General features: G+C 58.4%; 14 protein-coding genes. 12 read left to right on the forward strand and 2 right to left on the reverse strand.

Translation table 11 applies throughout. From position 1 onward, the window contains the following. Nucleotides 1-8: 8 nt before the first annotated feature. On the reverse strand, nt 9-2,063 hold the full coding sequence (locus tag QA646_RS03590; RefSeq protein WP_283057654.1) for a lytic transglycosylase domain-containing protein: 2,055 nt from the start codon (nt 2,061-2,063) through the stop codon (nt 9-11). Between the two features lie 218 nt (nt 2,064-2,281). Here QA646_RS03590 and dapA point away from each other — a divergent pair, with 218 nt between their 5' ends. After that, the gene (gene dapA, locus QA646_RS03595; protein WP_283057655.1) at nt 2,282-3,166 is read left to right on the forward strand and encodes a 4-hydroxy-tetrahydrodipicolinate synthase; all 885 of its coding nucleotides are present in this window, start codon (nt 2,282-2,284) and stop codon (nt 3,164-3,166) included. Nucleotides 3,167-3,408: 242 nt separating this feature from the next. Beyond that, a complete protein-coding gene (gene smpB / locus QA646_RS03600; protein WP_283057656.1) occupies nt 3,409-3,888 on the forward strand; it encodes an SsrA-binding protein SmpB in 480 nt (159 codons plus the stop codon). A 64-nt stretch (nt 3,889-3,952) separates the two neighbouring features. Here smpB and QA646_RS03605 read toward each other — a convergent pair whose 3' ends face one another. After that, a complete protein-coding gene (locus QA646_RS03605) occupies nt 3,953-4,534 on the reverse strand; it encodes an NYN domain-containing protein (protein WP_283057657.1) in 582 nt (193 codons plus the stop codon). 310 nt (nt 4,535-4,844) lie between these two features. On the opposite strand from QA646_RS03605, the gene rpoZ reads away from it, so the two are divergent. From rpoZ to QA646_RS03655, 10 genes are all read left to right on the forward strand, one after another. Continuing rightward, nucleotides 4,845-5,249 (forward strand): DNA-directed RNA polymerase subunit omega, encoded by a 405-nt coding sequence (gene rpoZ / locus QA646_RS03610; protein ID WP_283057658.1) that lies wholly within the window; start codon nt 4,845-4,847, stop codon nt 5,247-5,249. A 99-nt stretch (nt 5,250-5,348) separates the two neighbouring features. Then, on the forward strand, nt 5,349-7,574 hold the full coding sequence (locus tag QA646_RS03615) for a bifunctional (p)ppGpp synthetase/guanosine-3',5'-bis(diphosphate) 3'-pyrophosphohydrolase (protein ID WP_283057660.1): 2,226 nt from the start codon (nt 5,349-5,351) through the stop codon (nt 7,572-7,574). Nucleotides 7,575-7,763: 189 nt separating this feature from the next. Further along, complete coding sequence (locus tag QA646_RS03620) at nt 7,764-7,913, forward strand: DUF3563 family protein (RefSeq protein ID WP_283057661.1); 150 nt, start codon at nt 7,764-7,766, stop codon at nt 7,911-7,913. A gap of 229 nt (nt 7,914-8,142) precedes the next feature. Further along, nucleotides 8,143-8,730: a DUF2062 domain-containing protein gene (locus QA646_RS03625; protein ID WP_283057662.1), complete on the forward strand. Its 588-nt coding sequence runs from the start codon at nt 8,143-8,145 to the stop codon at nt 8,728-8,730. A 40-nt stretch (nt 8,731-8,770) separates the two neighbouring features. After that, complete coding sequence (gene acpS, locus QA646_RS03630) at nt 8,771-9,175, forward strand: holo-ACP synthase (RefSeq protein ID WP_283057663.1); 405 nt, start codon at nt 8,771-8,773, stop codon at nt 9,173-9,175. Nucleotides 9,176-9,290: 115 nt separating this feature from the next. Continuing rightward, nucleotides 9,291-10,037 (forward strand): signal peptidase I, encoded by a 747-nt coding sequence (lepB, locus tag QA646_RS03635; RefSeq protein ID WP_107107573.1) that lies wholly within the window; start codon nt 9,291-9,293, stop codon nt 10,035-10,037. Beyond that, on the forward strand, nt 10,034-10,753 hold the full coding sequence (gene rnc, locus QA646_RS03640) for a ribonuclease III (RefSeq protein ID WP_283057666.1): 720 nt from the start codon (nt 10,034-10,036) through the stop codon (nt 10,751-10,753). Before lepB ends, rnc begins: the two co-directional genes overlap by 4 nt. 28 nt (nt 10,754-10,781) lie before the next feature. Beyond that, nucleotides 10,782-11,723, forward strand: coding sequence for a GTPase Era (gene era, locus QA646_RS03645; RefSeq protein WP_283057667.1), 942 nt, complete (start codon nt 10,782-10,784; stop codon nt 11,721-11,723). Nucleotides 11,724-11,793: 70 nt separating this feature from the next. Continuing rightward, nucleotides 11,794-12,546: a Crp/Fnr family transcriptional regulator gene (locus QA646_RS03650; RefSeq protein WP_283057668.1), complete on the forward strand. Its 753-nt coding sequence runs from the start codon at nt 11,794-11,796 to the stop codon at nt 12,544-12,546. A gap of 335 nt (nt 12,547-12,881) precedes the next feature. Further along, nucleotides 12,882-13,271, forward strand: coding sequence for a response regulator (locus QA646_RS03655; RefSeq protein ID WP_349254256.1), 390 nt, complete (start codon nt 12,882-12,884; stop codon nt 13,269-13,271). Nucleotides 13,272-13,281: the final 10 nt, after the last annotated feature.

Raw genomic sequence — 13,281 nt, forward strand, 5'->3', positions numbered from 1 at the left:
TGCAGAGCTTAGCCGCGTCCGTAGATCAGATCGTGTTCGATATCGGTCTTCTGCCCAAGCCGAGCCTTGTAGACCTGATAGTTCTCCATGACGCGCTGGACGTAGTTGCGCGTTTCGGGGAAGGGGATGCGCTCGATCCAGTCGACGACATCGTCGATCGATTTGCCACGCGGATCGCCATAGCGGTTGATCCACTCCGGAACCTTGTTCGGGCCGGCATTGTAGGCAATGAAGGTCAGAATGTAGGAGCCGCCGAAGGCATCGATCTGCTCGCCGAGGTAATGGGCTCCAAGCGTCGCGTTGTAGCCGGCATCCTGCGTCAGCTTGTCCGCCGAATAGGCCATGCCATGACGGCCGGCGACGGCCTTGGCCGTCTTCGGCAGAAGCTGCAGCAGACCGCGCGCGTTGGCAGACGAGATTGCTGCCGGGTTGAAGGCGCTCTCTTGCCGGGCGATGGCATAGGCGAGCGCCTTGCCGGAACCGGAAATATTGGCACTGTCCGGAATGACGCCGATCGGGAAGGCAAGGGCTGCAACATCGACGCCGCGGCCATAAGCGATCTTGCCGACCTGCAAGGAAAGCTGGTGATTGCCGGAGCGCTCGGCCCGTGCCGCCAGCATGGCGATCTCGCCGGGGCTCTGCAATTGTCTTGCCAGCGCCCGATAAAGGGCGTCGGCCCGCCAGCCGTGTCCTGCCGCTTCGAGATGCGCGATGGCCTGTACCGCTTCTCGGGATTGGAAACGCTCCCGGTCATCGGTCGTCGGCGAGGGGTAGGTGACGTTCAGCGTCCGGCGGCCTAATTTTTCGGCTGCGAGCTGGCCGTAGAACGTGCTCGGGTAGGACGCTGCCTTGGTATAGAAATCCGCCGCCTTGCCGGGGCCGCCGGCTTCAGCGGAGCGGCCGAGCCAATACCAGGCGCGAGACAGCGAGATCGGACCGTTCGATACCTGCAGGATTTTACGAAAATGCGTTTCGGCCGTCGCTCCGTCCTGCAGTCCGCGTAGTGCATACCAGCCGGCATGGAATTCCGCCTCGCCGACATCCTGCGCACTCTCTGCGACGCTGGCGTCGACGATGCGATACGCGGTTTTGAATTCGCCCTGATCCACCAGGCCGCGGCTGACGATGCGCTGCTCGTCCCACCATTGGCTGGCATTGACGAGTACGCTGCGGTCGCGCGGCATTTGCATCAGAAGATTGGCGGCATCGTCAAATTTGTCCTGGCGGCGCAGATTCTCGATCCGCATGAAAAGATAGGCGGGGTCCTTGCGCCATTGCGAATCGATATTGGCAAGCAAAGTTCCGGCATTGGCGGAATGATTGTTGACGGCTGCCCAGGCCTTGTAGAGCGATTGCGCCCGGCCGAGGTCGCCGAAACGCTTGGCCTGTGCGGTGCGGCCGCGATAAAGCAGATAGTCCATCCGCGCCTTGTGATCGGCCGGCGACAGAAGGCTGGAGAATTCGGCAAGGATCTTGTCTTCGAAGGACTTGTCGAGCCCCTCGTTGCGCCAGACCTTGCGGATGAGCTTGGCAGCTTGCGCGGTCGCGCCGCGCGAAACTAGCGCGCGCGACAGGATGACTGCGCCTTCCGGCGTTTCCGGCTGCGTATTGCCAAAGGCGGCAAGCACTTGATCGGCGGGGGGATTTTCAGCGTAAATCGCGCGTTCGGAATTGCCGCGCAGGCTGGCGAGACCCGGCCAACCGGCGAGCTCACGCGCTGCTGCGGCGATTTCGCCGGAGGGAACGCCGGGCTGGCCGGAGGTAGCGATTGCCCAGGTCAGAATGTGGCGGTCGAGCGTACCCTGGCCCATGCTGTTGCGGATGGCGAGCGCCTGCATCGGGTTCTTGCCGGTGAGGGCATCGAGACCGGCTTTCAGGTCGCCGCTGACGGGGGCTATCGCGGAGCCGCGCGGAATAGATCCGGTATTCAACGGATCGGGCACGGTCATCGCTACGTCAGTCGTGTCAGGGATTGTTGTCTGTTCGCCGGGAAGCTGTGAGGCAAAAGTGCTCCACGCGACCGCCATGCCCATAGCGGTCAAGATCATGACGGGTCTTTTCATTCGGCTACTCACAACAAAAAACAGGCCCCCTCCATTTGCCGAAGTTTATATTAACGAAACCTTAGCGTTGGCCCGAATTTCAATCAATTATGATATCGGAAACTGCCCTTTACCATCGAAAGCGCGCTTGTCGCCGTCAAGTGAGCGCTTTATGGTGCGCGGATTCATAACCATGGATTGCGGCTGAAGCATGAAAGCGGCGCCGCGAGGAGACTTGCATGTTCCAGGGGTCCATTCCCGCACTCGTTACGCCCTTCACTGACGCCGGCAAGGTGGATGAAGCATCCTTCGCTTCCCATGTCGATTGGCAGATCAAAGAGGGCAGCAGCGGGCTCGTTCCCGTCGGTACGACGGGCGAATCGCCGACCCTGTCGCATGATGAGCACAAGCGTGTCGTCGAGATTTGCATCGAAGTGGCCGGCAAGCGTGTCCCGGTCATGGCCGGCGCCGGCTCCAACAATACCCGCGAGGCGATCGAGCTTGCCCAGCATGCCGAGAAGGTCGGGGCCAACGCAGTTCTGGTCGTCACCCCCTACTACAACAAGCCGACGCAGAAGGGGCTTTACGCACATTTTTCGGCCGTAGCCGAAGCGGTGAAGCTGCCGATCTATATCTATAACATTCCCGGCCGTTCGGTCGTCGACATGACGCCTGAGACGATGGGCGCGCTCGCCAAGGCGCATACCAATATCGTCGGCGTCAAGGATGCAACAGGCAAGATCGAACGGGTCTCCGAGCAGCGCATCACCTGCGGTAGCGACTTCCGCCAGCTTTCCGGCGAGGATGCGACCGCGCTCGGCTTCAACGCCCATGGCGGCGTCGGCTGCATCTCGGTGACTGCCAATGTCGCGCCGCGTCTTTGCGCCGAATTCCAGGCGGCGACGCTTGCCGGCGACTATGCCAAGGCGCTGGACTATCAGGATCGCCTGATGCCGCTGCATAAGGCTATCTTCCTGGAGCCGGGCCTCTGCGGCGCCAAATACGGCCTTTCCCGCCTTGGCCGCATGAGCCGCAACGTGCGCTCGCCGCTGCTCTCGACACTGGAGCCCGGCACGGAGGCGGCGATCGACGCCGCCATGCGCCATGCCGGTCTGTTGAACTGACGGCAAAGCCGACGCGCTCATAAAATGTCCTGTCGAGACCGCTCTCTTCACAAGGAGGGCGGTCTCGCTTATCTAAAGCATGTCGCGCAAAAGTGCGCAGCGGTTTTGCGATAACGATATGCGCAAAATCAAAGACCTAAAGCGCAAGGAGCGAATCTGAAAGATTGCGACGCGCTTTAGGGTTTGAAACCTGTCGCGCCGGTGACTGCTGCCGGAATTGACGCACGAAAAGAAGAAGAACCATGGCACCCAAAGGCAGCCAACGCGTGGTGAAGAAGATCGTCGCGGAAAACCGCAAGGCGCGCTTCAACTACGAGATCATCGATACCTATGAGGCAGGGCTTGTGCTGAAAGGCACGGAGGTCAAATCGCTGCGCGAAGGCAAGGCCAATATCGCCGAATCCTACGCCTCCGATGAAGACGGCGAGATCTGGCTGATCAATTCCTATCTGCCGGAATATCTGCAGGCGAACCGCTTCAATCATGAGCCTCGCCGCCGCCGCAAGCTTTTGCTCTCCGGTCGCGAGATTGGCCGTTTGCGCTCCGCCGTCAATCGCGAAGGCATGACGCTGATCCCGCTGAAGATCTATTTCAACGACAGCGGCCGCGCCAAGCTGGAGCTGGCTCTCGCCAAGGGCAAGAAGATCCACGACAAGCGCGAATCCGAGAAGGAACGCGACTGGAACCGGCAGAGGAACCGGCTGCTCAAGGATAATGGGTGAAATAAGCGAATGCGAAGCCTTATCTCGGTCCGCACCGGCGAGATAAAGCTCCCTATTTCTTCGATTACTCGTCGACCTCGACTGCGGGCGCCGGCTCGACCGGGCGCGGCGGACGCTCGGAAGGATCTCGGCCGATTTCGGCCTTCAGTGATACGAGATCGATGAAGTGATCGGCCTGACGGCGCAGGTCGTCGGCGATCATCGGTGGCTGGGTGGCCATCGTGGAAATGACAGACACCTTGCGGCCGCGGCGCTGCAAAGCTTCCACCAGTGTGGTGAAATCGCCGTCGCCGGAAAAGATGACCAGATGATCGACGGTTTCCGATTGCTCCATGGCGTCGATCGCCAGCTCGATATCCATGTTCCCCTTGATCTTGCGGCGGCCCATGGAGTCGGTGAATTCCTTCGCCGGCTTGGTGATGACCTTGTAGCCGTTATAATCCAGCCAATCGATGAGCGGGCGGATCGAGGAATATTCCTGGTCTTCGATAAGTGCGGTATAGTAATAGGCCCGCAGCAGATATCCACGCTTCTGGAAGGCCTTCAACAGCTTGCGATAATCGATATCAAAACCAAGACTTTTAGATGCAGCGTAAAGATTGGCGCCGTCTATAAAAAGTGCAATTTTTTCGCGTGGGTCGAACATCGCTTACATATCCATTGTTACCAAAACGCAATTACTTTACTCAAAATGCAGTCAAAACAATGCCTTGTATGACGCCCAAGAATAATTCGTATTACTTTATGAATTATTCATATAAACGAGATTTAGGGCACGCTTTATGATATTCCAAGCAACTATGGGTTGAATACGCGATTTGTCTAATGAATTTTAGCGCATTGTGGAGGGATTGGCAGCCCTGAAGCAGGAAAAACTTGAATTTGCCATCGTTTGCTTGTATCGGGCGTGCTACTCCGAGACATGATGACGACATCACGACCGCAAAGGACAGGCAATGGCCCGTGTCACAGTAGAAGATTGCATTGATAAAGTAGAAAACCGGTTCGAGCTCGTACTGCTTGCCAGCCATCGTGCTCGCCTGATTTCGCAGGGTTCCTCGATCACTATCGACCGCGACAACGACAAGAACCCAGTCGTCGCGCTGCGCGAAATCGCCGATGAGACGCTGTCTCCCGATGATCTGAAGGAAGATCTGATCCACTCGCTGCAGAAGCACGTCGAAGTCGATGAGCCCGAGCCCGATCCGGCAAGCCTCCTGGCAGCCGGCGGCGCCACTTCCGCTTCGGGCGATGAGGAAGAAGATCAGCCGGAAGCCGTTACTTTCGACCAGATGTCGGAAGAAGAGCTTCTTGCCGGCATCGAAGGCCTTGTTCCGCCAGAAAAAAGCGACGATTACTGATCGACGCGCTTGATGCTCTAACCAAGAGCGATATGATGAAGTAATGCGTGCGCCGGTCGTATGACTGGCGCGCTTTTATTTTGCGGGAGTAGCTTGGGAATGATGCGGCAATACGAGCTTGTCGAGCGTGTGCAGAAATACAAGCCCGATGCCAATGAAGCGCTTCTCAACAAGGCCTATGTTTATGCGATGCAGAAGCATGGCCAGCAGAAGCGTGCCAGCGGCGACCCCTATATTTCCCATCCTCTCGAAGTTGCCGCCATCCTGACCGACATGCGCCTGGATGAATCGACGATCGCCGTCGCGCTCCTCCACGATACGATCGAAGACACGACCGCGACGCGGGCTGAAATCGATGAATTGTTTGGCGAGGATATCGGCCGCCTGGTCGAAGGGCTGACCAAGATCAAGAAGCTCGATCTCGTCACCAAGAAGGCGAAGCAGGCTGAGAACCTTCGTAAGCTGCTGCTTGCCATTTCCGACGACGTCCGCGTGCTCCTGGTCAAACTGGCCGACCGGCTGCACAATATGCGCACGCTCGACCATATGTCGCCGGAGAAGCGCGCCCGCATTTCCGAAGAGACGATGGACATCTATGCGCCGCTTGCCGGCCGCATGGGCATGCAGGACATGCGTGAAGAGCTGGAGGAGCTTTCCTTCCGCCATATCAATCCGGAGGCGCACGACACTGTCACCAAGCGCCTCGAAGAACTGTCGCGGCGCAACGAAGGCCTGGTGAAGAAGATCGAGACGGAACTGCGCGACCTGCTGGTCGCCAACGGCCTCGCAAATGCCATGGTCAAGGGCCGGCAGAAGAAGCCCTATTCGGTCTTCCGCAAGATGCAGTCGAAGTCGCTTTCCTTCGAGCAACTCTCCGACGTCTATGGCTTCCGTCTGCTCGTCGATGACGTTCCTTCCTGCTATCGCGCGCTCGGCATCGTGCATACGCGCTGGCGCGTCGTGCCTGGCCGCTTCAAGGATTATATCTCCACGCCGAAGCAGAACGATTACCGTTCGCTGCACACCACTATCGTGGGCCCGTCTAGCCAGCGCATCGAGCTGCAGATCCGCACCAAGCGCATGCATGAGATCGCCGAATTCGGCATTGCCGCCCATACGCTCTACAAGGACGGTGCCAATAATAACGGCGATGGTGAATTGCTGTCGCGCGAAAGCAACGCCTATTCCTGGCTGCGCCACACCATCGAGGCGCTGGCCGAAGGCGACAGTCCCGAAGAATTCCTCGAACATACCAAGTTGGAACTCTTCCAGGATCAGGTCTTCTGCTTCACGCCGAAGGGCAAGTTGATCGCCCTGCCGCGCGGCGCCACGCCGATCGATTTTGCCTATGCTGTGCACACCAATATCGGCGACACCACCGTCGGCGCCAAGATCAACGGCCGCATCATGCCGCTGGTGACACGCCTGACCAATGGCGACGAAGTCGAGATCATCCGCTCCGGCGTGCAGGTGCCGCCGGCCGCCTGGGAGGAGATCGTCGTGACCGGCAAGGCGCGCGCCGCAATCCGCCGCGCAACCCGGCTTGCCATCCGCAAGCAATATGCCGGCCTTGGCCACCGCATTCTGGAGCGCACCTTCGAGCGCGCTGGCAAGGTCTTTTCGCGTGAAGGGCTGAAGCCGGCGCTGCACCGTCTCGGCCAAAAGGATGTCGAGGATGCGATTGCTGCTGTCGGGCGAGGGGAGATGTCGTCGCTCGATGTGTTGCGGGCCGTCTACCCCGACCATCAGGATGAGCGCGTAACGGTCAAGCCTGCCGGCGACGAAGGCTGGTTCAATGTCCGCAGCGCCTCGGGCATGATCTTCAAGATCCCCGGCAAGACCAAGGCCGATCTCGCTGCCAGCGTCGAAGGCGTGGACGCTTTGCCGATCCGTGGCCTGGCGGCGGATGTCGATGTGCATTTCGCTCCGACCGGCGCCGTTCCAGGTGACCGTATCGTCGGCATCATGGAAAAGGGCAAGGGCATCACCATCTATCCTATCCAGTCGCCTGTCCTGCAGCGTTTCGACGACCAGCCCGAGCGTTGGATCGACGTGCGCTGGGATCTGGACGAGGCCAACAAGTCCCGCTTCACCGCGCGCATTCTGATCAATGCGTTGAACGAGCCGGGCACGCTCGCCAAGGTCGCGCAGACGGTCGCCGACATCGACGTCAACATCCGCCTTCTCAACACGGTGCGCGTTGCCGCCGACTTTACCGAGATGGCACTGGATGTCGAAGTCTGGGATCTGCGCCAACTCAACCAGCTCCTGGTGCAGCTCAAGGAGCTCGATTGCATCGCCACGGTGAAGCGGCTTTACGAATAATTAGCCTTTCCGGCTTCGATCGCGGCAAATTGCATAGTTTGTGATCATTTTATGATCAACTTTGCCCGAATCCTGGCGGAGGCATGCGCCGTTTGCATGGCTGCCTCTATTTATGAGCTGTGGTAATTAACTTTTGTCATGCCTATCTTCTGGTCATCGAAGAAACGAAACAGAGATGAGATAAGACAAATGTTTGGTCCGATCAAGAAATTCGCCCGCGCCTTGCGCGTTCCGAGTGCTCAAGAACGTGAAATGGCCTATCTGAATGGTGCGCACGACCGTTTTGACCTTGAATATCGTCAGCGTCAGGTCGATCGCGGCATCTTCCGTCAGCGTTAAGTGCTGACAATACTTCCAAAGTGGGAAGGGGCGTGCCTGTTGCCACGCCCTTGGAGCATCCCGCCTGAAGCAGGCAGGATGGTCTGCATCAAGTAGAGCCAGGACGGTCTGTTCCTGTTCGTTGAGCAAGTGGAACTCTGGAGAGTATAGGCGCTGCAGTCGGATAATCGACGCATGATATGCTACGCCGCCCTTGTCATGACGGCCCTCTCTGCACTAGATAAGCCGCATGTTATTTCGCCGCCGAAAACCATTGACCTTGAGTGAAAAACTGCGGGAGCATCTTTGGCCTCGCAAGGGTTTCGTTCGTTCGTTCCAATATTTTGGAAAACGCCTGGTGCGTCTTGCCGCTTCGCCGCATTCGGTGGCCGCGGGCTTTGCCGCCGGCATTGTCGTCTCCTGGACCCCCTTCATCGGCGTGCACTTCGTCATGGCGATCATCATCGCCTATGTCATCGGCGGCAACGTGATTGCAGCCGCACTTGGCTGCCTGGCAGCCGGCAATCCCATCACCTATCCTTTCATCTGGGGCCTCACTTGGGAAATCGGTCATCTGATCCTGGCGCGCGACAGTGGCGGCCAGAGCGGTGGCATCGATCTGCCGGCGCTATGGCATAAGGGCGACCTCCTGCAGCTTTGGGATCCGATCCTGAAGCCGATGGTGATCGGCGGCATCCCGCCGGCAATCGTCACCGGCCTCGTGGTCTATGCGTTGACTTATTATGGCGTGAAGAGCTTCAAGACCCGCCGCAAGGCCAGGCTGATTGAGCGGGCGCGCGAACGCCTGGCGCTTGCCGAAAACGTGTCGAGCGTCTGACGGGACGCGACGTCGCGGCGGCCGGTTGGAGGGCCTTCTCATGATCATCGGGATAGGCAGCGACCTCATCGATATCCGCCGCGTCGAAAAGTCGATCGAACGTTTCGGCAAACGGTTCACCGAACGCTGTTTCACCGACATCGAGCGCGCCAAATCCGAAGGACGCAAGAATAAGGCAGCGTCATACGCCAAGCGCTTCGCCGCCAAGGAGGCTTGCTCGAAGGCGCTTGGCACAGGTCTGGCACAAGGCGTATTCTGGCGCGACATGGGCGTCGTCAACCTGCCGAGCGGCAAGCCGACCATGCAATTGACGGGCGGTGCGGCCAAAAGGCTGGCCGCGATGCTTCCGGAAAATCATCGCGCCGCCATTCATTTGACGATAACCGATGATTTCCCTCTCGCTCAGGCTTTCGTGATCATCGAAGCACTGCCGATTGCGGGCTGAATGACGACAGTGTGTCGCTTTTAATACCTGCGCCATTGCCGCCGTGGTATGAAGCGGATAGAGAGTGCCTGAAAGTGAAGTGCGCCGGTGGGGTGCGAAAAAGGAATAAGACTGCGTGTCCGAGAAAGCCGAAAAACAGCAGAACGTCCTGTGGGAAAACATCAAGGTCATCGTCCAGGCTCTGGTCCTGGCCATGATCATCCGCACGGTACTATTTCAACCCTTCACCATTCCGTCCGGCTCGATGATGCCTACGCTTCTTGTTGGCGACTATATCTTCGTCAATAAGTTCGCTTACGGCTATTCGAAATATTCTCTGCCTTTCTCGCCCGATCTGTTCAGCGGCCGCATCTTCGGCAGTGAACCGAAGCGCGGCGATGTCGTGGTCTTCCGCTTCCCGCCGAACCCGGATGTCGACTATATCAAGCGCGTCATCGGCCTGCCGGGTGACCGCATTCAGATGAAGAACGATATCCTCTACATCAACGGCCAGGCCGTCCCGCGTCAGCCGCACGGAACCTTCGCCTCGGATTACAGTCAGGAGCCGGGCGACGATATCCCCGTTTACAGCGAGCGCCTGCCGGATACCGGCAAGGTCTATGATACGCTGGACCTGTCGCAGACGTCGCGCGGCGACAACACGCAGGAATATGTCGTGCCGCCGGGCAACTATTTCATGATGGGCGACAACCGCGACAATTCCGATGACAGCCGTTTCGACGTCGGTTATGTGCCGGCTGAGAACCTGATCGGCCGTGCCAGCGTTATCTTCTTCTCGCTCGGCCACGACACCTCGTTCCGCGAAATCTGGAAATGGCCGACCAACATGCGTTGGGACCGTCTCTTCAAGGTTGTCGAATGACGAAGACGCAGACGCTCCCGCAGGCGGATCGTGTCAGGCTTGAAGCCGTAATAGGCCACGAATTCGCAGAGAAGGGGCGCCTCGACTGGGCACTGACGCATGCCAGCGCCCGAACCCACAAGGCTGGCAATTACGAGCGGCTGGAATTTCTCGGCGACCGGGTTCTCGGCCTGTGCATCGCCGAACTCCTGTTTCAGACCTTCAGCACGGCGACCGAGGGCGAGCTCTCGGTGCGCCTCAACCAGCTTGTCAGTGCCGAAACCTGCGCCGAAGTCGCCGATGAGATGCAACTGCATCTCTTCATCCGCACGGGCGCCGATGTGAAGAAGTTGACCGGTAAGCGCATGTTGAACGTGCGCGCCGATGTCGTGGAAAGCCTCATTGCGGCGCTCTATCTCGATGGCGGCCTCGAAGTGGCGCGCAAATTCATTCTGCGCTATTGGGAGTCCCGCGCCGTTCGTCCGGATGGTGCCAGACGCGATGCCAAGACGGAATTGCAGGAATGGGCGCATGCGAAATTCGGCGTCACACCCGTTTACAGGGTTGATGACCGCAGCGGACCGGATCATGATCCCCGCTTCACGGTAACGGTGGAAGTGGCGGGAACCGCGCCCGAGACCGGTATAGATCGCTCCAAGCGCGCCGCCGAACAGGTGGCCGCGACACGGATTTTGGAGCGCGAAGGTGTATGGCAGCTCCAGTCTATTCAGAAGTGAAAATGACTGCCTAAAAATGACGGAAGAAATGACCAATCAGGAAGATCTGGCCGGCGAAGGTGCGGCTGAAAATACTAGCCCGACGCATTCGGGTTTCGTGGCCCTCATCGGCCCAACCAATGCGGGCAAGTCGACGCTCGTCAACCGGCTCGTCGGCGCCAAAGTGTCGATCGTCAGCCATAAGGTGCAGACGACGCGCGCCATCGTGCGCGGCATCGCCATCCACGACAATGCGCAGATCGTCTTCATGGATACGCCCGGCATCTTCAAGCCGCGCCGGCGCCTTGATCGGGCCATGGTGACATCAGCCTGGGGCGGCGCCAAGGATGCGGATCTCATCATGCTCCTGATCGACAGCGAGCGTGGTTTGCGCGGCGATGCCGAAGCCATTCTCGAGGGGCTGAAGGAAGTTTCCCAACCGAAAATCCTGGTTTTGAACAAGATCGACCGCGTTCGCCACGAGGACCTGCTGGCGCTTGCCGCCGCCGCCAACGAGAAGATCGCCTTCGAGCAAACCTTCATGATTTCGGCCGAAAACGGTTCGGGCTGCGACGATGTCATGGACTATCTGGCAAAAACCCTGCCGGAAGGTCCGTGGTATTATCCCGAAGACCAGATCTCTGACCTGCCGATGCGCCAGCTCGCCGCCGAAATAACCCGCGAAAAGCTGTTCCTGCGCCTGCATCAGGAGCTTCCCTATTCCTCGCATGTCGAGACGGAAAAATGGGAAGAGCGCAAGGATGGCTCGGTGCGGATCGAACAAGTGATCTATGTCGAGCGCGAAAGCCAGAAGAAGATCGCCCTCGGCAAATCGGGGGAGACGATCAAGGCGATCTCGACGGCCTCACGCAAGGAGCTGTCCGAAATTCTCGAACAGCCGGTGCATTTGTTCCTCTTCGTCAAGGTGCGGGAGAATTGGGGTGACGATCCGGAACGCTTCCGCGAGATGGGACTTGAATTTCCGCGCTGACGGAACAGTTTCCCGTTGAGCGTCTTACCTCGGACAGATCGCATCAGTCGGTGTGATCAAAGGTACGTGGATGGTCAAGACCACGACGATGCACAAAGAGAAAACGCCGTGCAAACTCTGCCCGCTGCGGCGCTTACCGCATTTTCGCGAATTTAGTCGCGAGGAGCTGGGTTTCGTCGCGGATTTCAAGAAGGGTGAACTTGTCGTCGACCCCGGTGCGACGATCTTCCTGGAGGGTGCCCACAGCGCTCACCTCTTCACGATTCTTTCCGGCTGGGGCTTTCGCTATAAGACGCTTGAAGACGGGCGCCGGCAGATACTCAACTATGTGATGCCCGGCGATCTCATTGGCCTACAAGGCTCGATCATGGGCGAAATGCAGCATTCGACCGAGGCTTTGTCCTCGGTCTTGCTTTGTGTTTTCGAGCGTGCGGAACTGATGACGCTCTATAACAAGCATCCGTCGCTCGCTTTCGATCTCACTTGGATCGCCGCGCGGGAAGAACGCATTCTGGACGAACATCTCTTAAGCATCGGTCGCCGGTCCGCGCTGGAAAGAGCCGCTTATCTGCTTGCCCACCTGCATCAACGGGCAAGTGCCCTACATCTCTTTGACGGCAGCAAGGGCATCCCGATCACGCAGCAGCACATCGCCGACACGCTCGGCCTTTCCATCGTTCATACGAACAAGACTTTGAAAAAACTGTCGGAACGCGGATTGATCCGCTGGCACGAACGCGGTTGCGACGTATTGAATGGTCAGGGGCTTGCCGCTCTCGCCGAATGGGAAGGGTTGGACCCAGGGATGCGGCCGTTCATCTGACATAGCGGCATTGATATGGCTGCCGCGTGTCTTTTTTAAATGTTCAAGGCTGGTGTATCAGCATAGACTACATTTTCGTCACTTTTCGACCAGTTTCACCTTTTACTAACCGCGGCGGCAAATGCGATTGGAGCATGATGACGAGCCCGTAGTCCCGCGGAACAAAAAGTGCGAAGCGGGTTAAGGCAAGGTCATGTCACATGAGATCTAGCCAACACGGATGGGGCAATGCCATCCATTCAACACGGGTCGATGATCGGCGCCGGAGGGATAGATGTGGGAATGTTTACGGGGCTCGGCGCCGCTTGGCGCATGCACGCGGGGATGGCGCTGATATGACGGTTCAGCGCGTTCTTATTTTGGAAGACAATCTGATCATTGCCATGGAGGCGGAAGAAATCCTTCGTCTCATCGGGGTCCAGGAGGTGGAAATCGCCTCGAACCTGGAGCAGGCAGTTAACGCCATTCATACGGAGCGTTATGATTTTGCGATGCTGGACGTCAATCTTGGGGAGTCGATGAGTTTCGGCTTTGCCCGGTTGTTGACAGAGCGCGGCATCGCCTTTGGCTTTGTCAGCGGCTATCCCGATACGCTCGATTTCCCGCCGGACCTGCGACATGTACCGTTGCTCAACAAGCCTTTCGACGAGGCTGCCATGTGGGCATTCGTGGACAGGCTGACATCGGCAGGCAGCCCTTCATCAGACGCATCGTCTGACATGTGACAGCGTCTGC

This window comes from Rhizobium sp. CB3090 (assembly GCF_029714285.1).
Classification (GTDB): domain Bacteria; phylum Pseudomonadota; class Alphaproteobacteria; order Rhizobiales; family Rhizobiaceae; genus Rhizobium.